Genomic DNA, 19080 nt, shown 5'->3' on the forward strand with positions numbered 1-19080 from the left:
GTCTCACACACCGTGTCTCCGCTCAACGTGTTAGTAGCTCTTTACAACTGGAAACGGGGTCGTTACCAAACATGTGGCGTATGGGTGCGAAGACGAATGTCTTCGGATTCAGACGACACTGACACCTCGACCGACGTGGCTCCGGTCGAGCGCCGGACGTTCGTTCAGGGAATCGGAGTACTTCCCCTCTCGACGACGCTGTTCGACGACGAGGCCGAGCCACAGACCGCTCGCTCACAGAACCGACCGAACGACGGTCGGACCCGCCGGTTCACCGTCCACGCCGTCGAGGTGGACATCTTCTACAACCAGTACGGTCTCCACCAACCGAACGGCGTGATGTACGTTCTGGAGGAGAACCTCGACGCCGTGCGGGCGGCGTCGGGCGTTGCCCCCGACGACGGGTTCTCGCTGGTCGACGACGAGACGGCGACGACGCAGACCGACTCGAACGCCGGACAGGGACGTGGACAGGGACCGCCGGACGACGACGAAGACGAGGTCGACACCTCCGTCATCGAACCGTTGGTCATCCGGGCCAACGAGGGGGGCACGATACAGATTCGCTTCGTGAACCATCTCGACCGGCACGCCTCGATGCACCAGACGGCGCTCCCCTACGACGTACAGACCTCCGACGGGATGGCCGTCGGCCTGAACCCCGACACGACCGCGCCACCGGGCGAAACCGTCCAGTACCGCTGGGAGGCGACCCACACGGGGACGCACTTCTTCTACGACGGGGCGAACCAGGCCGTCGACAGCGCCGACGAACCACCTCAGGAGGCGAACCTCCTCTCGCGTGGGCTGTTCGGGGCCATTGTCGTCGAACCCGAAGGAGCGACGTGGACCGACCCCGAAACCGGCGGGGAACTCCGGAGCGGGACGCGGGCCGTCATCGACGACCCCAACGGGCTCGGAACGACCTACCGGGAGTTCGTCCCGTTCTACCACACGCCCGAGGGGATGGAACCCGAGGTCTTCTGGCCCGACAGCGACGTCCCACAGACGGTACACGCCATCAACTACCGGGCGGACCCGCTCGGCCAACGCGACGACGAGTTCTACAACTCCTGGACCAACGGGGACCCCGGTGGGGGCGACAACGTCTTCGAGACGTACAAGGGCGACCCGGTGAAGTACACCTTCGTCGGGGCCTCGCTGGAGGAGAATCACGTCCACCACCTCCACCAGCACCGCTGGAAAGAAGTGCCCCGGACGGCGTCCGACACCATCGACGCCCAGACAATCGGCCTCGGGACACGTTCGACGCGTACCTCGTCGCCGGTCACGGCCCCGGGACACTTCGCCCGGGCACCAGTTTCGAGGACGCGTTCGAGGTCGGTGCGGGCTACGTCCACCAGTCGACGGGCGACGTCCTCTTCCACTGTCACCTGTTCCCCCACTACGCCGAGGGGATGTGGTCAATCATGCGCATCCACGACGAGGTGCAACCCGACCTGGTGCCGCTCCCGAACTCCAGTGGCCTCATCGGACCGGACGACGACACGCCGGGGTACCCGGAGTTCGTCGCCGACGCTATCCGCGAGGCGTACGACCTCGACCCGGACGAGAGCCCCATCGGCAATCTGCCCCCGAAACCGCCGCTCTCGTCGGTGAACAACCCACGGCAACCGACCGACGTCGAAGAGCAGGTGTTCGGCCCGGCCGAGGACATCGTTCCCGGCGCGCCGTACGCCGACCCGTGTACCCGTCCCGAACCGGACCGAATCGTCGAGTACACTATCGCGGTGATGCGACCGGGCAATCAGGAACGTATCGTCTACAACGATTCGGGCGACTACGACCCGGAGGCGTTGGTCTACGTCCTCGACCAGGTCCGCCTCAAGGACCCCGACGGGACCGTTCGGAACACTATCGATATCGGGGACGCCGAACTGCTCCGGAACGGAGAGTTGAACCCCGAACCGCTGTTCGTCCGGGCCAACGTCGGCGACTGCGTGGAGATCCGCCTGCAGAACGAACTCGAGGAGGGTTTCCCGTCCTCGGTCCACCCGCACTTCGTTGGATTCGACCAGTTGGGGTCGGAGTCGGTCACGACGGGGTTCAACTACGAGCAGTCGACCGACCCCGGTGACACGATGCAGTATCGCTGGTACGCCGACGAGGAGGGCGCCATCTTCTTCCACGACCACATCATCGGCGTCTCGGAGGGCATGCACGGCCTGTTCTGCGGTCTCATCGTCGAACCGAAGGGGTCGGAGTGGCTGGACCCGTACTCGGGCGACCCACTCTACAGCGGCGCACAGGCCATCATCGACCCGCCGGAGAGTGAGGCTTTCCGCGAGCAAGCGCTCCACTACCACGACTTTGCGCAGCTGGTGGACCCGGATACGGGCGAGTTCGTCAATCCCGACCGAGAGCACAACCAGAACGCCGGGACGATGGCCATCAACTACCGGAACTCCCCCTTCTACCACCGCGACGACGAGGACCCGGCGTACGTCCACAGTTCGAAAGCCCACGGCGACCCCGAGACACCGGTCTTGGAGGCGTACGCGGGCGACCCGCTCCGACTCCGACTGTTCCAGGGGTCATACGAGGAACAGCACAACTTCGGCCTCCATGGCCTCCAGTTCGACCCGGAAGGGTTCGCACAGCAGGACTCCGTCTCGCAGGTCATCGGCACCTCGGAGGCGTTCACGTTCAAGGTCTCGTCGTCGGAGACCGGCCCCGGCTTCGATCACATCACGAACCCGGACGGTCTGCCGGTTCGGGACTACCGGTACGGCTCGAACACCATCGACGACATGTGGACCGGGATGTGGGGACTAACCCGCGTCTGGGACGCCGAGGTGGGCCACCTTCAGACGCTCCCCGGCCGGGCGGCCCCGACCGAGTCCGTCTCGGAGGCCGACCTCGAAGACATGGGCCATCCGGCGCCCTTCGCCGACTTCGACTGGACCGAGGAGGGCCAGCGAGCCAAACTCCGCTACGCCGATGACGACGACCGGGCGCTCCCGCCGGACCGGGACGCCCGACAGAACGGGAACGTCGGGGAGATTCCGCCGGCGCCCGACGACCCCGGCGACCCCTGTCCCGACGACGCCCCGGTGCGGTCGTTCAACGTGACGGCGTTCCAGGTGGAGATTCCCTACAACGACTACGGCGACCGCGACGAGTACGGCGTCGTCTTCGCGCTGGACCGGCACGTCGAGGAAATCAGGAACGGCGAGCGCCCGGTCGAACCGCTGACGCTCCACGCCAACGAGGGCGACTGCATCGAGATCAACCTCACGAACGACCTGCCCGAGGAGCCTAACGACGACCACCCGCACCCGAAGATGCGCGTCTCGCAACCGTGGGACCGCTCCAGTCGCATCTCGCTACACCCGCTGTTGGTCGACTACGACGTCAACGGCTCCAACGGGTCGACGGTCGGGTTCAACTACGACACGACCGTCGACCGGGACGAGACAATCACCTACCGCTGGTTCGCCGGCGGTGAGGTGGGGACGTCGCTGTTGTGGGACATGGCCGACGTCCGCAGCACTCGACACCACGGCGCGTTCGGCCAGCTGGTCGTCGAACCGCGCGACTCGGTCACGCTCGACGCCCGGACGGCTGAAGCGTCGGTCACCTCCGCCGAGTCGATGATACAGACCGCCGACGGGACGCCGGACTTCCGCGAGAACGCGCTTATCTTCGCCGATGGCCAGTTCGTGTTGAACCGCGACGACCCCGACGACTGCGTGGTCCCGCCCGGCCCGGACATCGAGAATCCGGACGACCCCTGTAACCAACTCGGCGACACCGAGGACCAGGGGTACGGCGGCGTCAACTACCGGGCGGAACCGTTCGTCCGCCGGTTCGAACGCAACGACGCCCAACACCTCGTCTACAGTTCGCGCGTCCACGGCGACCCGAACACGCCGGTGCTGAAGGCGCTCACCGACGACCCGGTCAGGTTCCGGGTCGGCAGCGGGGCCGACAAGGCACGAGCGGTCGCCTTCCACCTCGCGGACCACCAGTGGGAGCGGTTCCAAGGGGTCGACCAGTCGCCGGTCATCGGCGTCGACGGCCAACTCAGCCCCGGAAAGGCCGAGACGTTCAGCCTGCTCGGTGGGGCTGGTGGGTTAGGGAGCGGCAGCGGCAACGGCGACTACATCTACCAGGAGACGAAACAGCGCCGCCGCCTCGAAGCGGGGCTGTGGGGACTCTTCCGGGTCCGCCAGCAACCCGACCGGTTCCCCGACGAGGCCATTCAGCCGTTGCCCGACCGGGCGGGGAACGTCCCGCTACCCGGGCGACCCGGCTACGTCGTGCAGGTGGGCGACGTGACCGGCACCGGCCAGCAGGACGTGGTCGTCGGCGTTCCAGAGAGCGAAATCGGCGCGATGAACGCCGGGGCGGTGTACGTGTTCACCGAGACGAACCCAAGCGAAGTCACGAGCCTCGCCGACGCGACGCTCCAGTTGCTCGGGACGACGACGGGCGAGCGAGTCGGGTCCAGCATCCGCCTCCGGCCGCGACAGGGCGAGAGCGCCAGCGACATCGTCGCCGAGACGGATTCGGGTGCGGAGTTCGTCGTCCCGGGCGGTCAGCCGTTCCGTGACCTCGTCGACTCGCCGCCGCGGTCCGACGTGGCCGAGTTCGTCCGCCAAACGACCAACACGCGGGTGCGGTCTATCGCCGCGTTCGCCGACGCCGCGACGCAGATGGACGGCGATACGAACGGGAACGGCAACGGGAACGCGACTTCGGCCGGCGACGAAACCGCGACCGACGCGCAGAGCGGCAACGAGACCGACAGCTAACTCGGTCGACGGCAGCTAACTCCCGCGGACCGCTCCCGCAATCCTTACGCCGGGGACGGACAGAGCATTGGCCATGACAGAGGCGACGGGTATCGTCGGGGAGTTCCTCTCGCTCAAAGAGGAGACCGACGCCGACATTCTGACGATGCAGTGCGGCGACTTCTACGAGTTCTTCGCCGAGGACGCCGAACTGGTCGCCGAGGAACTGGACCTGAAGGTGAGCCAGAAGTCCTCCCACGGCTCGTCGTACCCGATGGCCGGCGTCCCCGTCGACGACTTGACGCCGTACGTCTCCGCGCTGGTCGAACGGGGGTACCGCGTCGCCGTCGCCGACCAGCACGAGACGGCCGACGGCCACGCCCGCGAGATAACGCGCGTGGTGACGCCGGGCACGCACCTCGAAACCGGCGACGCCGCCGCCCAATACCTCGCCGCCGTGGTCCGCCAGTCCGGCCGGGACGGCGACAGCTACGGACTGGCCTTCGCCGACGTGACGACCGGCCGGTTTCAGGTGACCCAACTCGACGACGCCGACCCCGGCGCCGTCCTCACCGAACTGTACACGTTCGCGCCCGCGGAGGTCCTGCCCGGCCCCGACCTGCGGAACGACGACGACTTTCTGGACGCCCTCTCGGAGCGCTCGGACGCCGCCGTCTCGCTGCACGCTTCGGAGTCGTTCGCGCCCGGCCGCGCCCGCCACCGGGTGCGCGAGCAGTTCGGCGCCGAGACGCTGTCGAGCGTGGGCATCGCCGACGACGACGCGGCCGTCGCCGCCGCCGGCGCCGTCCTCTCGTACGTCGAGGAGACCGGCGTCGGGACGCTCGCAGCCGTCACGCGCCTGCAGGCCTACGGCGCCCGCGAACACGTCGCGCTGGACGCGACCACCCAGCGGAACCTCGAACTCACCGAGACGATGCAGGGCGGGAAATCTGGGTCCCTGTTCGACACCGTCGACCACACCGCGACGGCCGCGGGCGGGCGACTCCTCCGGCGGTGGCTCCAGCGACCGCGACGGGACCGCGGCGAACTCCACCGCCGACAGTCCTCGGTGGCGGCGCTGACCCGCGAGGCGATGGCCCGCGAGACGATTCGGGAGACGCTCTCGGACGCCTACGACCTCGAACGACTGGCCTCCCGTGCCACCTCCGGGAGCGCCGACGCCCGTGACCTCCGGGCCGCACAGGAGACGCTGGCACTCCTCCCGAAGGTGGCCGACGCCGTCGAGCAGACCGAGCGGCTGGCCGAGTCGCCGCTGGCCAACGCGCTCTCGGGCGCTGACCGCGAGGCCGCCGCCGAACTGGCTACGGAACTGGACGCGGCCCTCGTGGAGGACCCGCCGGGGACGGTCACGCAGGGCGGCCTGTTCCGCCGCGGCTACGACGACAGTCTGGACGAGATTATCGACGACCACGAGAGCGCGCTGGAGTGGCTGGAGACGCTCCCCGACCGCGAGAAAGAGCGCACCGGCATCACCCACCTCTCGGTCGACCGCAACAAGACCGACGGCTACTACATTCAGGTGGGGAAGTCCGAGACGGACCGCGTCCCCGAGGCGTACGAGGAGATAAAGACGCTGAAGAACTCCAAGCGCTACACCATCCCCGAACTCGACGAGAAGGAGCGGGCGGTCCTGCGACTGGAGGAGCGCCGTCACGAGATGGAGTACGACCTGTTCGAGGAGTTGCGCGAACAGGTGGCCGAGCACGCGACGCTCATGCAGGACGTGGGGCGCACGCTCGCCGAAATCGACGCGCTGGCGTCGCTAGCGGTCCACGCCGTCGAGAACGACTGGACGCGGCCGGACGTGACCGACGGCGAGGAACTGTCCATCGAGGCGGGTCGCCACCCCGTCGTCGAGCAGACCACCGAGTTCGTCCCCAACGACCTCTATCTGGACCGCGACCGGCAGTTCCTCGTCGTCACCGGCCCCAACATGAGCGGCAAGTCGACGTACATGCGACAGGCCGCGCTCATCACCCTGCTCGCGCAGGCGGGGAGTTTCGTCCCCGCGCGGGACGCCACCGTCGGCCTCGTGGACGGCATCTACACCCGCGTCGGCGCACTCGACGAACTCGCACAGGGCCGCTCGACGTTCATGGTCGAGATGCAGGAATTGAGCAACATCCTCCACTCGGCCACCGAGGACTCGCTCGTGATTCTGGACGAAGTCGGCCGCGGGACGGCGACGTTCGACGGGATTTCGATTGCGTGGGCCGCGACGGAGTACCTCCACAACGAGGTGCGCGCGAAGACGCTCTTTGCCACGCACTACCACGAACTGACGACGCTCGCGGACCACCTCGAACGCGTCGAGAACGTCCACGTCGCCGTCGCGGGCGAACCGGAGTCGGCGGGCGAGGACGGCGTGACGTTCCTCCGGACAGTCAGGGACGGCCCGACCGACCGGAGCTACGGGATTCACGTCGCCGACATGGCCGGCGTCCCCGGCCCGGTGGTCGACCGCTCGCAGGAGGTGCTGGACCGCCTGCGCGAGGAGAAGGCCATCGAGGCACGCGGGAGCGGCGGTGCCGGGACGACACAGGCCGTCTTCGACCTCTCGTCGGGGACGTTCGGCGGCGGCGATGGCGGCGAACCGACGAGCGCCGACGGCGGGGCGGCCGACGCAGTGGACGACGACCACCTCACTGACCGGTTCGGCGAGGACGCCGAGGACGTGCTCTCGGCGCTGTCGGGCCTCGACGTCAACGAGACGCCGCCGGTCGAACTGATGGCGACCGTCCAGCAGTGGCAGGACGAGCTAGACGAGGCGTGAGATAGTCTCTGACGCCGCCCCTCTCGACGAGCAGTTCTCGGCCGCTCCGTGTGTCGCCGTCGACCGCTACGACGCCAGTTCACGCCGAAGGAGGAGCGCGCCACCGCCGGTCAACAGCAGACCCATCCCGCCGAACCAGACCCACTGTACCACCCCGATGGGTGCGGTGCGGAGCGACTGGCGGCGCTGCTGTCGGTACTCCTCGTAGGTCGTGTTCTCACACCACCTGACGTGCGTTTCGTTCAGCGTTATCTCGCGTATCCCGAGGCCGCCATCGACGAGGCGGGTCTGCCCGGCGAGGTCCGCACATCCCGCGTGGTAGTCCTCGTAGGCCGCTCTCGTGACCGTCGTCGTGAGGTCCGCGTACGCCAGCGCACCGAGCGTCCCGACGCCGAGCAGCGTGATGGCCGCCGCTACGACCACGCCTGCTCGCACCGGTCGTGTGGGTCCGTTCCCACCGGCGTCGCTGTGCCGTGGACCCATGTGTGACCGCTAGCGTGGGTTCACGTCTCACTCTTGCGGTGACTTGCCCTCACGTCCCGCCGTTGCACTCGGGGCGCTCTACGGTGTCTCGTCGCTCCCGTCGTCGAACGTCTCGGTCTCGGCCTGCAAGAGGTCCTCGATGTCGGCCGTCAGGTGCCGTTCGAGAACGGCCTCGACGCGGTTTCGCGGAGGGTCCGTTGCCCAGTCGACCGTGTCCGCCTCCTGCCGATAGTCGACGACGTCAGCCTCAACCAGTGGCGGGAGATGGTCGTGATAGAGGGACATGTAGATTCGGAGTCGTCCGTCCGGTCGGTCGTCGGGAGAGTCGCCCGTCTCCCAGACCGTTAGCTGGTCGGCGACGCCGGCCAGCGGCAGTGGTGTCGAAGACAGACAGAGACAGTAGAGCAGGTGTCGTCGTCGTTGGTACTCTACTATCCCCGGTATATCGTCGTTCCCGTTGTCTCCGCCCATTGTAACGACCGATTGCCTCACTGGTAATTATAATCTACGAATACAACTGGATGATGGATGGCTGTATCCGGTTTTCGAGTGAGGGTTATCCTGCGACATCAGTCGTTTCCGTGGCAGTCGAGTCGTCGTCGCTCCGCCGGATGTCTGAGCGACCCGCGAATGCGGGCGGTCACCTCACAGCGCCAGTCCGTCGTCGACCCGAACGACCTCGCCGTTGACGTAGGACGCTGCCTCGCTGGCGAGGAACGCGACGACGGCCGCGACCTCCTCGGGCGTGGCGAGACGGCCGCTCGCGGTGTCCTCGGCGACCGACTCCGCGTACCCGCTCGTCTCCGCCAGCAGGTCTGTGTCGGTGTAGCCCGGCGCGACGGCGTTGACGCGGACGCCCTTCCCGCCGAGTTCGCGCGCCGCCGCGCGGGTGAACCCGAGGATGCCGGCCTTGCTCGCCGCGTAGTTGGCCTGTCCCGCCCACCCTCGCTGGGCCGCGACGCTGGCGACGTTGACGACGCGCCCGCCCTCGCCGCTCCGCAGCATCCCTCTGGCCGCTTCTCGGGTGCAGTAGAACGTCCCGGAGAGGTTCACGTCGAGGACGCGGCGCCACTGCTCGGGGTCCATCCGGACGAGCAGTCCGTTGGCGGCCGTCCCAGCGTTGTTGACGAGTATCGTCGGCGTGCCGTACCGCTCCGTGACCGTCTCGAAGGCCGCGGCCACCGCGTCGTGGTCGGCGACGTCGAACCGCTCGACGGCCGTTTCGGCGTCGTAGTCCGCTAGGGAGCGTTCGGTCGCCTCGGCGTCGGCGTCGTCCGCGTGGTAGGTCGCGACGACCGTCGCACCGCCCGCGGCCAGTCGCTCGGCCACCGCGCGGCCGATGCCGCGCGTGCCGCCGGTGACGACCGCAACCTCTCCCTCGAAGTCCATCACGCGAACGCCTCCCGGGCGTCGGCGGGCGTCTCCAGCGCGACGCAGTCGGCCTCGGGCGCGATGCGGTCGACGAGCGAGGCGAGGACCCCGGCCGGCGGGAACTCGACGAACCGCTCGATGCCCTGTGCTTGGAGCGTCTCCACGACGGTGACCCAGTCGACCGGCGACGTCACCTGTGTCGTCAGGTCCCGGCGTGCGACGGCCGGGTCGGTGTACGTCTCGCCGGAGACGTCCGAGACGACCGGAATCTCGGCCTCCGTCAGCGTCACCGCCGCCATCGCGTCCTCGACGCAGTCGACCGCCGACGCCATCACCGGCGAGTGAAACGCCGCGCCGACGTCGAGTTCGCGGAACCGGGCGCGCGTCCGCCCGTCGAGCGTCTCCCGAACCGCTGCGACGGCCTCGCGGGTGCCGCTGACGACGGTCTGTCGGGGTGCGTTGTACAGCGCGACTCCCACGTCCTCGCGCGTCGCACAGACGTCGGTGACCTCGTCCGGGTCGGCCAGCAGGACCGCCACCATCGTCCCCGGGCCGTCGGCGTCGGCCGCCGCTTCCATGCACCGGCCGCGCTCGCGGGTGAGCGCAACTGTGGCTTCGGGGGCTATCGCACCCGCCGCCGCCAGCGCGGTGAAGTGTCCGAGACTGTGGCCGGCGACGGCCGCCGGTTCGACGCCGAACCGCGCCGTGATGCCCTCGTAGGTCGCGATACCGGTCGCGAGCAACAGCGGTTGCGTGACGCTCGGGTGCCGAATCGCCTCGGCGGTGCCGTCGAAACACAGGTCCCGGAGGTCGGCGTCGACCGCCGCGTCGACTTCGTCGAACGTCGACCGCATCGCCGGCCACGCGTCGTAGAATGCCCGGCCCATCCCGGGTCGCTGACTGCCCTGCCCGGGAAAGACGAACGCGGTCCGGTCGAGCGTCGTCGGTGACTCGTCGCTGTCCATCGTATCGGAGCGAGTCGAAGCGGCCGCTTAGTCGTGTCGGCTCGCTGTCGCCACGACGGTCACAGACCCGACGGCGTAGCCCGCCGACTGGTCGTGACTGAGGCTGACGGCGATATCCGCCGATTCGAACGAACAGTCCCGCTCCGCCAACGTCGCGTCGAGTGCCGCCTGCGCGACGGGGGCAAGCGAGAGGTGTGGCCCGTCGTCGCGCCGTTTCACCTCGACGGCGGCCGTCGGGACGCCCGGCGAGGGGTCCGCGAGCGTCTTCGTGAACGCCTCTTTGGCCGCCCAGCGCGCCGCGTAGTGCTGTGGCGGGTCGGCCCGTGCCTCGCAGTAGGCCCGCTCTGCGTCGGTGAACGCCCGCCCGCGAACGGAGTCGCCGAACTCCGAGAGCAGGTCGGCGATGCGGGCGATGGACACCACGTCGACGCCGTGGAGGACGGTGGGTCCGGCCGCGTCGTGCTGTTCGGGAACGTCCCCGTCTCTCATCTCAGACACGCTCGAACACGAGCGCACCGTTGGTCCCGCCGAACCCCGCCGACGTGCTCACGGCGACGTCTGTCGCCGTCTCGCGCGGGTCCGTGACGACGGGGAGGGCACACTCGGGGTCCGGCGTCTCGTAGTTCAGCGTCGGGGGAATCGTCCCCTCGGCGACGCTTCGCGCGACGACGGCCGCTTCGATGGCGCCTGCGGCGCCCAGCGCGTGCCCGAGGTGGCCCTTCACGCTCGTCACCGGCGGCGGGTCGTCGAACACCGACCGGAGCGCGGCGGCCTCCCGGGCGTCGCCGACGGGCGTGCTCGTCGCGTGTGCGTTCACGTGGCCGACGCTCGCCGGGTCGTGACCCGCGTCCGACAGCGCTCGCTCGATACAGCGACGGAGTCCCGTCCCGTCTTCGGCCGGGCGCGTGACGTGGTGGGCGTCGCCCGTCCGACCGATGCCCGTGACTGCGGCGTAGGGCGTCGCGTCGCGCTCTCGGGCGTGGTCGCGGGATTCGAGGACGACGCCGCCGCTCCCCTCGCCGAGGACCAGTCCGTCCCGGTCGGCGTCGAACGGCCGACTCGCCGCCGCGGGGTCGTCGTCGCGCCCGCTGAGCGCCCGCATCGAGTCGAAACTGCCGACCCCGAGCGGCGATATCGCGGCGTCGGTCCCGCCGGCCACGACCACGTCGGCCCGCCCGTGTCGGACGTCCTCGACTGCGGCGGCGATGGCGTGGGTCCCCGCCGAGCACGCGGTCCCCGGTGCCCGGTTCGGGCCGCGCGCGTCGACGCACATGCTGACGTGCCCGGCCGCGAGGTTCGTCAGCGCGCTCACGAGAAAGGAGGGCGAGGGCCGCTCCCCGGCGGCAGACTCGATCTCGGCGAGGCCCGCCAGCCCCGTCCCGATGCTGGTTCCGACACGTTCCGGGGTCCAGTCCGGGTCGGTGGGGTCGTAGCCGGCGTCGGCGACCGCCTCAGCGGCCGCGGCGACGGCGAACTGTGCGTACCGCCCCATCACGCGGTCGTCGACCCGGTCGTCCGGCGGGACGGTCGCGGGGTCGACCGGCACTTCGCAGGCCACGTTCGAGCGGATGCCAGCGGCTTCCGGGTCGAACCGGGTTATCGGCCCCGCGCCGCTGGTCCCGTCGCAGAGGCCCTGCCACGTCGCCTCGACCGTCTCCCCGAGCGCCGTCACCAGTCCCAGTCCCGTGACGACGACGTCCCGGCCCATCTCAGGCCCGGTCGGCGACGTAATCGGTCAGGTCGCCCACGGTCGAGGCGTCTTCGAGGGCCTCGTCGGGGACGTGGACGCCCACGTCTGCCTCGATGGCTTCGGCTATCTCGACCATGTCAAGCGACTCGGCGTCGAGCGTCTCACCGCCGAACGGCGTCTCGGGGTCGACTGCGTCGGGGTCCGCTCGCAGTCGGTCGGCGACGATTCCCTGTACGCGCCCGCGTATCTCCTGGGTGTCAGACATATGTGGCCATTCCTGACCCCTCCTCAAAACCGTCTCGGTTCCGGCGACAGGTGGTGTTTCGCTCCGCGTTCGGAGCTGTGAACAGCCGGAAAGCCACCCACAGTCGGCGTCTCAACCGGGCTGGGTTGGACTGAACGGGGCGGCTGGCTGCGCAACGACGGACGACGAACGGGCCACAACACGCCCCGAGTCCAGCCAGCAGGGGCTCGCTGTCTCTCGCAAACTGACACGGCCAGACGACGTCCTGCCGGCGCCGTCGTCAGGGTTCGAGGACGACCTTCCCGACCGTCTCGCGGTTCGTCAGCGCCTCGTGTGCCGTCGCGGCCCGTTCCAGCGGCACGCGCTCGTCGGCGACGACCTCGACCTGTCCCGTCGAGAGGTGGTCGAGCAGCGAGGGGACCGCCCCGAGGACGCGGTCGGGGACGTGTTCGAGTGCGTGGTCGAGGTGGTAGCCGACGACCGACTGGTTCTCGAAGAACAGGCGCGGCGTCGCCACCGTGGGGACGGACCCGCTCGCCATCCCGAACGAGACGACCCGGCCCGCCGGTGCGAGCGCTTCGACGGACGCGGCGAAGGCCTCGCCACCGACGCCGTCGACGACGAGGTCCACGCCCCGACCGTCGGTCTCGGCCAGTACCGCGTCGGCGACGTCCGTCGTCGTGTAGTCGATAGTGACGCCGGCCCCGAGCGTCGACGCGAGGTCCCGCTTGGCGGCGGTACTGGCGGTCGCAAACACCGTCGCGCCCGCCGCGTCGGCCAGTTGGACGGCCAGCGATCCGACGCCGCCGGCCCCGGCGTGGACCAACACTCGCTCGCCGGCCGAGAGGTCGCCCCACTCGTGGAGAACGTTGTGCGCGGTCAGTCCCTGTACGGGGAGGGCCGTCGCCGCCGGCATCGAGAGCGAGTCGGGAATCGGGAACGTCGTCTCGACCGGGGCCGTCGCGAACGCCGCGTAGCCACCGCTCGACGTGAGCGCCGCGACGCGGTCGCCGACCGAGAGGTCGGTGTCGCCCGCCCGTTCGACCGACGTGACGGTGCCGGCCACTTCGAGGCCGGGGACGAAGGGGGGCGTCGGTCCCTCGGGGTAGTTCCCCCGCCGTTGCTCGACGTCCGCGAAGTTGACGCCCGCGGCCTCGACCGCGATGCCGACTTCGCCGGGCGCGGGTTCGGGCTCCGGTCGCTCCCTCGGCGTCAGCACGCCGCTGTCGCCGTACTCGGTGACTTCGACGGCTCGGATGGTCATGGAGCGGACCCCGCGTCCCCGGCGTCCGCCGTCGCCTCCTCGTCCAGCAACTGGTCGAGGCGGTTCTCCCGCTGTTCGGCCACGAACGCGGTGAGGTCGTCGGCGTCGGGGCCGGGGAGGTGTTTCCATCCCATCTCCGCGACGACGGCGTCGACGGGGTCCGCGAGACTCGCGACCGTCTCCCTGACGAGCGAGGGGTCGACCGCGCCGCGCTCCAGAAGGTCACCGAGTCGCGTTACACCGTAGCCGACGTGCCGCCCCTCGTCCCGTCGTACGGACGCGAACCCGGAGACGAGACCCGGAAGCGACGGCCCGTCGGTGTCCGGGCCGAAGGTCGCTTCGACCGCGTGGAACCCGGTCTGGCCGAAGACCCCCTCGACGGTCAGGTGGTAGTGACAGTACGCCCGGGCGCGGCTTTCGGGCGTGTCGTCGGTCTGCAGGCGTTCCATCGCCGCCGTCGTCCGGTCGAACACCGTCTCGTAGGCCGGCGTGAACCACCGGTCGGCGGTCGGGTCCGTCGGGTCGAGTCCCCGCGCCTCCTCGGCCGGTCGGACCACGTCGGTCCAGTAGCGGTCGAAGAAGGCGGCGTGCTTTGCCTCTTCGTAGATGTGGCTGGCGACGAACCGCTGGTCCGCGCCCCCGTCGACGGTCCCCGCCAACGGGAGGAGGTCCTCGGTGACTCGCTCCTCGCCAGCGCCGAACATCGCGACGGTCGCACGCAACTGGGTGAACGCGCGCCGTCCGAGGCCGTCGAGCGTCGCCCGGTCGGCCGAGCAGTCGATGTCGTAGGGACTCCAGTGGTGTTCGACCGCGTGTCGGAAGTACCGCTCCGGGGTCGACTGTTCCGCTGTTGTCATGGGCCGGGGTTCGACCGACGGGCGAAAAAACGTGCCCGTTCCCGTCGCCCGTCGGTGTGGGCGTCGGCCCGCCGGACCGCGACGCCGGTCGTCGCCGCTACGGACTGTCGCCCGACTGCTCCCGGTCGTCGTAGTCGAACGTCTCCTCGGGCGCATCGTCATCGAAGAAGCCGAACGTCTCGTCGTCCCGCAGGAGGTAGTCGTTCTCCAGCATCTCCGAGACGACGCGGCCGAGCGCGTCCAGCTCCGACTCTATCTCGTCCACGTCCTCGGCGTCGAGTTCCCCGCGGGCCTCGTCGGGCAGGGCCGGTGCCCGGTAGCCCACCTCGTCGGTGGCGGGGTTCCAGTAGAAGTCGAACGCCTCTACGAGGTCGTGTTCGACGACGACCTCGAAGTCGGCCGCTGTCAGGCCGGTCTGTGTCGTCCACTCCTCGAAGGCGTCGTGCCACGCGCCGTCGGCGAGAATGCGTTCGACCTCCTCGCGTCGGTAATCGTCCTCGACTTCCTCCTCCGGGTCGTCGATGGCTTGGTACTCACCGCGTGGCTGTGGACCGTGGAGTGACGGAGGGTCCGGAACCGAGACGTCGAGAGCCATACTGTCGTGTAGGGCGTTCGACTAAAAATACGCACCGCTGGTTCGGGGCATCACGGCCGGCGGGGACGACGCCCGATTCAGGCCTTCGCGCCGGCGACGCCGCTGCCGATGGCCGCGCCACACTCGGTGCAGGCGACGAGGTAGAACCGTTTGGAGGCGGCGAAGAAGCCGGTGGTGGCGTCCATCTCGACGAACTCCACGTCGTCTTTCGCTTCGAGGGTCGCGTCGCATTCAGGGCAGTGGACCATGGGCACCCACTCGCAGGGTGGCGATAAATGTCTTCTTCCTAGACGGCCCCGCCACCGCCTTTCGCGCCGGCGACGCCGCTGCCGAGCGTGTTGCCGCATTCGGCGCAGTTGGCGACGTAGAACCGCTTGGAGGCCGCGAGGAAGCCGGTGGTGGCGTCCATCTCCACGAACTCCACGTCGCTCTCGTCGGCGAGGGTCGTCTCGCAGTCGGGGCAGTGGACCATGGCCGTCGCATCAAACGCCTCGGGTAAATGCCTTGTCCGGACCCGACCCCCGCGAGCGCCGTCAGGTCCCGAGTCGAGCGAACGCGAACGCCGTCGACGTGCCCAGCGGGTCGTCGGCCGTCTCGGTCCACACCTCGTCGAACCCCGCCTCGCGCAACTGGTCCAGTGTCGCCTGCCGGCCGGGGGCGGAGAAGAACATCGACCCGCCCATCCAGCCCCGGCGAACGGTCTCGAACCGGCCGCTGGGGAGTGTCATCAGGACGAGACCGCCCGGCCGGAGGACGCGGGCGAACTCCCGATACACCTGGGGGTGGCGCTCGCGCGGCACGTGGAAGACGGCGTGGTAGGCGGTGATACCGTCGACGCTGTCGTCGGCAATCGGGAGCGCGGTCATGTCTCCCTGTACCAGTCGCGCCGCTGGGACCGTCTCGGCCGCCAACTCCAACCCCCGGCGGGAGAAGTCGAGGCCGACGCTTCCCTGCGGGAGGTTCGCCAGCGTGCGCGCGCCGTCGCCACAGCCGACGTCCAGTACGGTCGGGTTCGGCGGCAGTTCGGCCAGCAGGTCGTCGACGAGCGCGGCGTCGGACCCGCCCGGGTCCCGCCGCTGTGCGTACGTGTCGGCGACGCCGTCCCAAGCCCGCCGTATTTCCTCGGGGTCCATACCGCCGCTTGGGACGCAAGCGGTATCAGCGCCCCGGGGACTGCCGACGACGGACCGCTCTTCGTGTCTCGCCCGACCGTCGAGCGCTAGCTCTCCAGTACGGACTTCGGGCGCTTGAGGTAGAACTCCTGTTCGCTCACGCGCTCGTAGACGTCGTACAGCGTTTGGACGGCGTCCGCGTCGGGGTCAAACCGGAGGTGCGGTGCGACGTGGTAGGCCTTGCAACTAGTCAGGAAGAAATACAGCGTCCGGTGGTGGGCCGGCGTGGCGTCGACGACGCCCATGGACTGCCCGCCGAGGTCGTCCGAGAAGTCGTTGAGCATCGCGGCGATGTCGTCGTGTAACTGTTCGTCTGGCCGTTTGAGCGTCGTCCCGAACGTCTGTTCGAGGAAGCTACTCGTCGCCCGGAGGAACGGGTTCGACTCGACGCCGCTGGGGTCTACGGCAGCGAACTGCTCGTACAGTGAGAGCAGCACCGACAGTTCCTCGTCGGTGACCGCCACCGGCCGTACCGGGTCGCCCTGACTGAGCGTGTACTCCGGAAACGAGTGAGACGTGGGGTCCGGAACCTGCCCGAACACCTGTTCGAGGCTCATGGTCGGGCTACGGCGGCGAGCCGTCTAACTGTTCTGTGGTAGCGTGTGACATGGTAGGTACGGGGTGTGTTCGGTTTCCCAGCCTTACCGCGGACCTATCAGCCTCATAACGAAACTCACCGATAGCGTCGGCCCAGCCGGTGAGGATACAATGGCAGACAGTACGCTCCTGCGCATCGGACACTGCTGTCCGGACGCGTCGAACGTCGACGTCAGCGTCGACGGCACGACGCGGTTCGCGGAGGTCGAGTACGCGACACTGAGCGACTACGCGACCGTCGGCCCCGGCGATCACGAGGTTGCCATCGCGCCCGCGGGGAGTGTCGCCACCGTCGTCGAGACGACCGTCTCGCTGTCGCCGGACGCCGCGTACACGGTGCTGGCGACGGGGCTGATAACCGACATCGAAGCCACCGCGTTGCGTGACGACAGCAGCGATATTCCCCCGAACGTGGCACACGTCCGACTCGTCCACACGTCGCCGGACGCGCCGAGTATCTCGCTCGACGTCGGCGAGACGTCGTCGGTGGTCGACGCCGTCGACTTCCGCGAGGCCAGTGAGTACCGCCCGGTCGAGGCCGGCACCTACGACCTCTCGTTCCGGCCGACGGACCGCGGCCGGGTCGAATTCGAACTCGACGACATCACCTTTGACGGCGGCACTGCGTACTCAGCCATCGCCCTCGGGCAGTTAGAAGCCGGGACGTTCGCCGCCGTCGTCGAGGCGGACGCGGACGAACTGGTCGCGCCCGAGGAGTGAGCGGGTTCAGGACCGGCGTTCGTTCAGCCGTGCGATGAGGTCCAGCCCGTAGACGATGTTGAGTACCGAACTCGCCTCGCCGGCCTCGTAGACGAGGTCGTCGTGGGCCCGGACGTGGTCTAAGACCGCTTTCGAGGCGTGGTCCGGGGCGGCGGCGATACCCGCGTCGTTCTCGGCGACCCACTCCATCACCCGCAGGTCGCTCTTGCTGTCGCCCATCACCAGTGCGAACGGGTCGTCGATGCCCAGCACCTCGAAGGCCTGTTCGACGCCGGCGGACTTATCGAGTTCCAGACTGACGAGTTCGGCGGCGTCGCCCTCGTAGTAGCCGAGGTCGATGCGTTCGAAGAGGTCCAGCAACGCCGACGGCGCGTCGTCGAGGTCGGCGTCGGTCGAGAGCCCCGCCGTCTCGAAGACCGCCTGAATCTCCGGGTCCCGCGAGAAGTACGTGCGAGCGAGCGCGGCGGGGTCCGTCACGTCGACGCCGACGGCTTCAGCGACGCACTCACCGACCAGTCCACAGAGGTAACAGAGCGCCTCGTCGATGATCTCGACGGCGGCGTCGCTGCCCACCTCGGCGTTTGGCTTGAGCGTGACGTTGAACTCGTTGCCCTGCAGGTGCGTCCCGTGGCTCACGTCGTCCGGGGCTTCCGAGAGAACGCGTCCGCGGACGGCGTCGAAGACGTCGACCACCTCGTCGTCGAGTCGTTCGTACAGCAACTGCTTGGTCTGTGCGCCGTGTTTCGGCGTGAAGACGCCGTTCCCGGACTCGTAGACGATAGACAGCGACCCCGAGGAGACCACTTCGTTACCGAGTCCCTGAATCATGAACCCCTTGACGTTCTCTAAGGTCTGGCCCGTACAGACGACGATGGGGATGCCGCGCTCCTGAAACTCGGTGAGGAGGTACAAGGTGTCGCGTGGAATCTCGTTGTCCGTGTCGCCGGCCGACCGGAGCGTCTCGTCGACGTCTAAGACGAGGACGTTCACCGACCGGTCGTACTTCGAGAAGAGGTCGAGCGCGGTAAAGGCCTCCTCGCGGGTCAGCCGGGCGGCCAAGTCGGCGTACGTCTCCCCGGTGGCGGGGAACTCTTCGGCGATGTTCGTCTTCCGTTCGTCCAGTTCGTCGCGAGCGTCGTCCCACTGGTCCAGTGCAACGGGGGAGCTGAGCGGTGGCAAGAGGTCCACGAACTCCTGATAGGCCCGCAGCGTCTCGGTGTCTGCAGTCTCGTACAGGCGGTAGAGCTGGTCGTACTGTTCCATCTGTCTCTGTTGACCGGCCTGTCGCTGCCCGCCCACTTGACTGTACGGTTCGCTGTCTTGGAAAAACGGTGTGTGCTATGCCTCTTCGTCGCCGCCGTCGGTCAGCACCTCGACGTCTGTCTCCTCGTCGTTGAGGAACGACGGTATCTCCGCTTCTTCTGACGGCTCCTCGTCCGGGCCGGTCCTCTCGTCAGCGCGGTCACGGCTCCAATCCGGGCTGTATCCTCTGTGGTGGCACATAGGGGCTCACCGGACGAGGATGGGTACTGTGGAATGTTAACTATTTCCATATACAGGCCGACACTCGC

General features: G+C 68.7%; 20 protein-coding genes. 4 read left to right on the top strand and 16 right to left on the bottom strand.

Going from position 1 to position 19080, the window contains the following annotated elements:
• Positions 1–96 precede the first annotated feature (96 nt).
• The 3 genes from G9465_RS25545 to mutS all read left to right on the top strand — a co-directional run bounded on the left by G9465_RS25545 (position 97) and on the right by mutS (position 7551).
• Positions 97–1620: a multicopper oxidase domain-containing protein gene (locus G9465_RS25545; RefSeq protein ID WP_227015724.1), complete on the top strand. Its 1524-nt coding sequence runs from the start codon at positions 97–99 to the stop codon at positions 1618–1620.
• Between the two features lie 134 nt (positions 1621–1754).
• Positions 1755–4778 carry a multicopper oxidase domain-containing protein gene (locus G9465_RS05550; protein ID WP_227015768.1) on the top strand — a complete coding sequence of 1008 codons (3024 nt, stop codon included), beginning with the start codon at positions 1755–1757 and terminating at the stop codon, positions 4776–4778.
• A gap of 73 nt (positions 4779–4851) precedes the next feature.
• Positions 4852–7551, top strand: a complete 2700-nt coding sequence (mutS, locus tag G9465_RS05555) for a DNA mismatch repair protein MutS (RefSeq protein ID WP_166968213.1) — start codon at positions 4852–4854, stop codon at positions 7549–7551.
• Between the two features lie 66 nt (positions 7552–7617).
• On the opposite strand, the gene G9465_RS05560 is transcribed toward mutS, so the two are convergent.
• The 14 genes from G9465_RS05560 to G9465_RS05625 all read right to left on the bottom strand — a co-directional run bounded on the left by G9465_RS05560 (position 7618) and on the right by G9465_RS05625 (position 16749).
• Positions 7618–8034 carry a hypothetical protein gene (locus G9465_RS05560; RefSeq protein WP_166968214.1) on the bottom strand — a complete coding sequence of 139 codons (417 nt, stop codon included), beginning with the start codon at positions 8032–8034 and terminating at the stop codon, positions 7618–7620.
• Between the two features lie 78 nt (positions 8035–8112).
• Positions 8113–8505 (bottom strand): hypothetical protein, encoded by a 393-nt coding sequence (locus G9465_RS05565; protein WP_166968215.1) that lies wholly within the window; start codon positions 8503–8505, stop codon positions 8113–8115.
• A gap of 174 nt (positions 8506–8679) precedes the next feature.
• Positions 8680–9423, bottom strand: coding sequence for a 3-oxoacyl-ACP reductase family protein (locus G9465_RS05570; protein WP_166968216.1), 744 nt, complete (start codon positions 9421–9423; stop codon positions 8680–8682).
• A complete protein-coding gene (locus G9465_RS05575; RefSeq protein WP_166968217.1) occupies positions 9423–10370 on the bottom strand; it encodes an ACP S-malonyltransferase in 948 nt (315 codons plus the stop codon). The genes G9465_RS05570 and G9465_RS05575 overlap by 1 nt, the downstream gene beginning before the upstream one ends.
• Before the next feature lie 27 nt (positions 10371–10397).
• On the bottom strand, positions 10398–10859 hold the full coding sequence (locus G9465_RS05580; RefSeq protein ID WP_166968218.1) for a holo-ACP synthase: 462 nt from the start codon (positions 10857–10859) through the stop codon (positions 10398–10400).
• Between the two features lies 1 nt (position 10860).
• Complete coding sequence (locus G9465_RS05585; protein WP_166968219.1) at positions 10861–12078, bottom strand: beta-ketoacyl synthase; 1218 nt, start codon at positions 12076–12078, stop codon at positions 10861–10863.
• Between the two features lies 1 nt (position 12079).
• Entirely contained in the window at positions 12080–12325 is a 246-nt protein-coding gene (locus G9465_RS05590) for an acyl carrier protein (RefSeq protein WP_166968220.1), read from the bottom strand.
• Positions 12326–12584: 259 nt separating this feature from the next.
• The gene (locus tag G9465_RS05595) at positions 12585–13562 is read right to left on the bottom strand and encodes an NADPH:quinone oxidoreductase family protein (RefSeq protein WP_166972916.1); all 978 of its coding nucleotides are present in this window, start codon (positions 13560–13562) and stop codon (positions 12585–12587) included.
• Positions 13563–13564: 2 nt separating this feature from the next.
• Positions 13565–14425 (bottom strand): ribonucleoside-diphosphate reductase, encoded by an 861-nt coding sequence (locus tag G9465_RS05600; RefSeq protein ID WP_166968221.1) that lies wholly within the window; start codon positions 14423–14425, stop codon positions 13565–13567.
• Between the two features lie 97 nt (positions 14426–14522).
• Entirely contained in the window at positions 14523–15020 is a 498-nt protein-coding gene (locus G9465_RS05605; RefSeq protein ID WP_166968222.1) for a hypothetical protein, read from the bottom strand.
• A 77-nt stretch (positions 15021–15097) separates the two neighbouring features.
• Positions 15098–15268, bottom strand: a complete 171-nt coding sequence (locus tag G9465_RS05610; protein ID WP_166968223.1) for a hypothetical protein — start codon at positions 15266–15268, stop codon at positions 15098–15100.
• 38 nt (positions 15269–15306) lie between these two features.
• Complete coding sequence (locus tag G9465_RS05615; RefSeq protein WP_166968224.1) at positions 15307–15492, bottom strand: hypothetical protein; 186 nt, start codon at positions 15490–15492, stop codon at positions 15307–15309.
• Positions 15493–15553: 61 nt separating this feature from the next.
• Positions 15554–16153, bottom strand: a complete 600-nt coding sequence (locus tag G9465_RS05620; RefSeq protein WP_166968225.1) for a class I SAM-dependent methyltransferase — start codon at positions 16151–16153, stop codon at positions 15554–15556.
• An 86-nt stretch (positions 16154–16239) separates the two neighbouring features.
• On the bottom strand, positions 16240–16749 hold the full coding sequence (locus G9465_RS05625; RefSeq protein WP_166968226.1) for a hypothetical protein: 510 nt from the start codon (positions 16747–16749) through the stop codon (positions 16240–16242).
• Between the two features lie 151 nt (positions 16750–16900).
• Here G9465_RS05625 and G9465_RS05630 point away from each other — a divergent pair, with 151 nt between their 5' ends.
• Positions 16901–17509 (top strand): DUF4397 domain-containing protein, encoded by a 609-nt coding sequence (locus G9465_RS05630; RefSeq protein ID WP_166968227.1) that lies wholly within the window; start codon positions 16901–16903, stop codon positions 17507–17509.
• 6 nt (positions 17510–17515) lie between these two features.
• On the opposite strand, the gene G9465_RS05635 is transcribed toward G9465_RS05630, so the two are convergent.
• On the bottom strand, positions 17516–18772 hold the full coding sequence (locus tag G9465_RS05635) for an HAD hydrolase family protein (RefSeq protein ID WP_166968228.1): 1257 nt from the start codon (positions 18770–18772) through the stop codon (positions 17516–17518).
• Positions 18773–18847: 75 nt separating this feature from the next.
• Complete coding sequence (locus tag G9465_RS05640) at positions 18848–19012, bottom strand: hypothetical protein (RefSeq protein ID WP_166968229.1); 165 nt, start codon at positions 19010–19012, stop codon at positions 18848–18850.
• Between the last annotated feature and the right edge of the window lie 68 nt (positions 19013–19080).

The organism is Haloarcula sp. JP-L23 (genome assembly GCF_011602445.1).
GTDB lineage: Archaea > Halobacteriota > Halobacteria > Halobacteriales > Haloarculaceae > Haloarcula > Haloarcula pellucida.

Bases quoted from the DNA above. Each gene is read 5' to 3' on its own strand.
- G9465_RS05625 (WP_166968226.1), bottom strand. From the start codon at position 16,749: ATGAGCCTCGAACAGGTGTTCGGGCAGGTTCCGGACCCCACGTCTCAC.
- G9465_RS05560 (WP_166968214.1), bottom strand. From the start codon at position 8,034: ATGGGTCCACGGCACAGCGACGCCGGTGGGAACGGACCCACACGACCG.
- G9465_RS05620 (WP_166968225.1), bottom strand. From the start codon at position 16,153: ATGGACCCCGAGGAAATACGGCGGGCTTGGGACGGCGTCGCCGACACG.
- G9465_RS05640 (WP_166968229.1), bottom strand. From the start codon at position 19,012: ATGTGCCACCACAGAGGATACAGCCCGGATTGGAGCCGTGACCGCGCT.
- G9465_RS05600 (WP_166968221.1), bottom strand. From the start codon at position 14,425: ATGACAACAGCGGAACAGTCGACCCCGGAGCGGTACTTCCGACACGCG.
- G9465_RS05570 (WP_166968216.1), bottom strand. From the start codon at position 9,423: ATGGACTTCGAGGGAGAGGTTGCGGTCGTCACCGGCGGCACGCGCGGC.
- G9465_RS05630 (WP_166968227.1), top strand. From the start codon at position 16,901: ATGGCAGACAGTACGCTCCTGCGCATCGGACACTGCTGTCCGGACGCG.
- G9465_RS05550 (WP_227015768.1), top strand. From the start codon at position 1,755: ATGCGACCGGGCAATCAGGAACGTATCGTCTACAACGATTCGGGCGAC.
- G9465_RS05575 (WP_166968217.1), bottom strand. From the start codon at position 10,370: ATGGACAGCGACGAGTCACCGACGACGCTCGACCGGACCGCGTTCGTC.
- G9465_RS05565 (WP_166968215.1), bottom strand. From the start codon at position 8,505: ATGGGCGGAGACAACGGGAACGACGATATACCGGGGATAGTAGAGTAC.
- G9465_RS05585 (WP_166968219.1), bottom strand. From the start codon at position 12,078: ATGGGCCGGGACGTCGTCGTCACGGGACTGGGACTGGTGACGGCGCTC.
- G9465_RS25545 (WP_227015724.1), top strand. From the start codon at position 97: ATGTCTTCGGATTCAGACGACACTGACACCTCGACCGACGTGGCTCCG.
- G9465_RS05580 (WP_166968218.1), bottom strand. From the start codon at position 10,859: ATGAGAGACGGGGACGTTCCCGAACAGCACGACGCGGCCGGACCCACC.
- G9465_RS05605 (WP_166968222.1), bottom strand. From the start codon at position 15,020: ATGGCTCTCGACGTCTCGGTTCCGGACCCTCCGTCACTCCACGGTCCA.
- G9465_RS05635 (WP_166968228.1), bottom strand. From the start codon at position 18,772: ATGGAACAGTACGACCAGCTCTACCGCCTGTACGAGACTGCAGACACC.
- G9465_RS05610 (WP_166968223.1), bottom strand. From the start codon at position 15,268: ATGGTCCACTGCCCTGAATGCGACGCGACCCTCGAAGCGAAAGACGAC.
- G9465_RS05615 (WP_166968224.1), bottom strand. From the start codon at position 15,492: ATGGTCCACTGCCCCGACTGCGAGACGACCCTCGCCGACGAGAGCGAC.
- G9465_RS05590 (WP_166968220.1), bottom strand. From the start codon at position 12,325: ATGTCTGACACCCAGGAGATACGCGGGCGCGTACAGGGAATCGTCGCC.
- mutS (WP_166968213.1), top strand. From the start codon at position 4,852: ATGACAGAGGCGACGGGTATCGTCGGGGAGTTCCTCTCGCTCAAAGAG.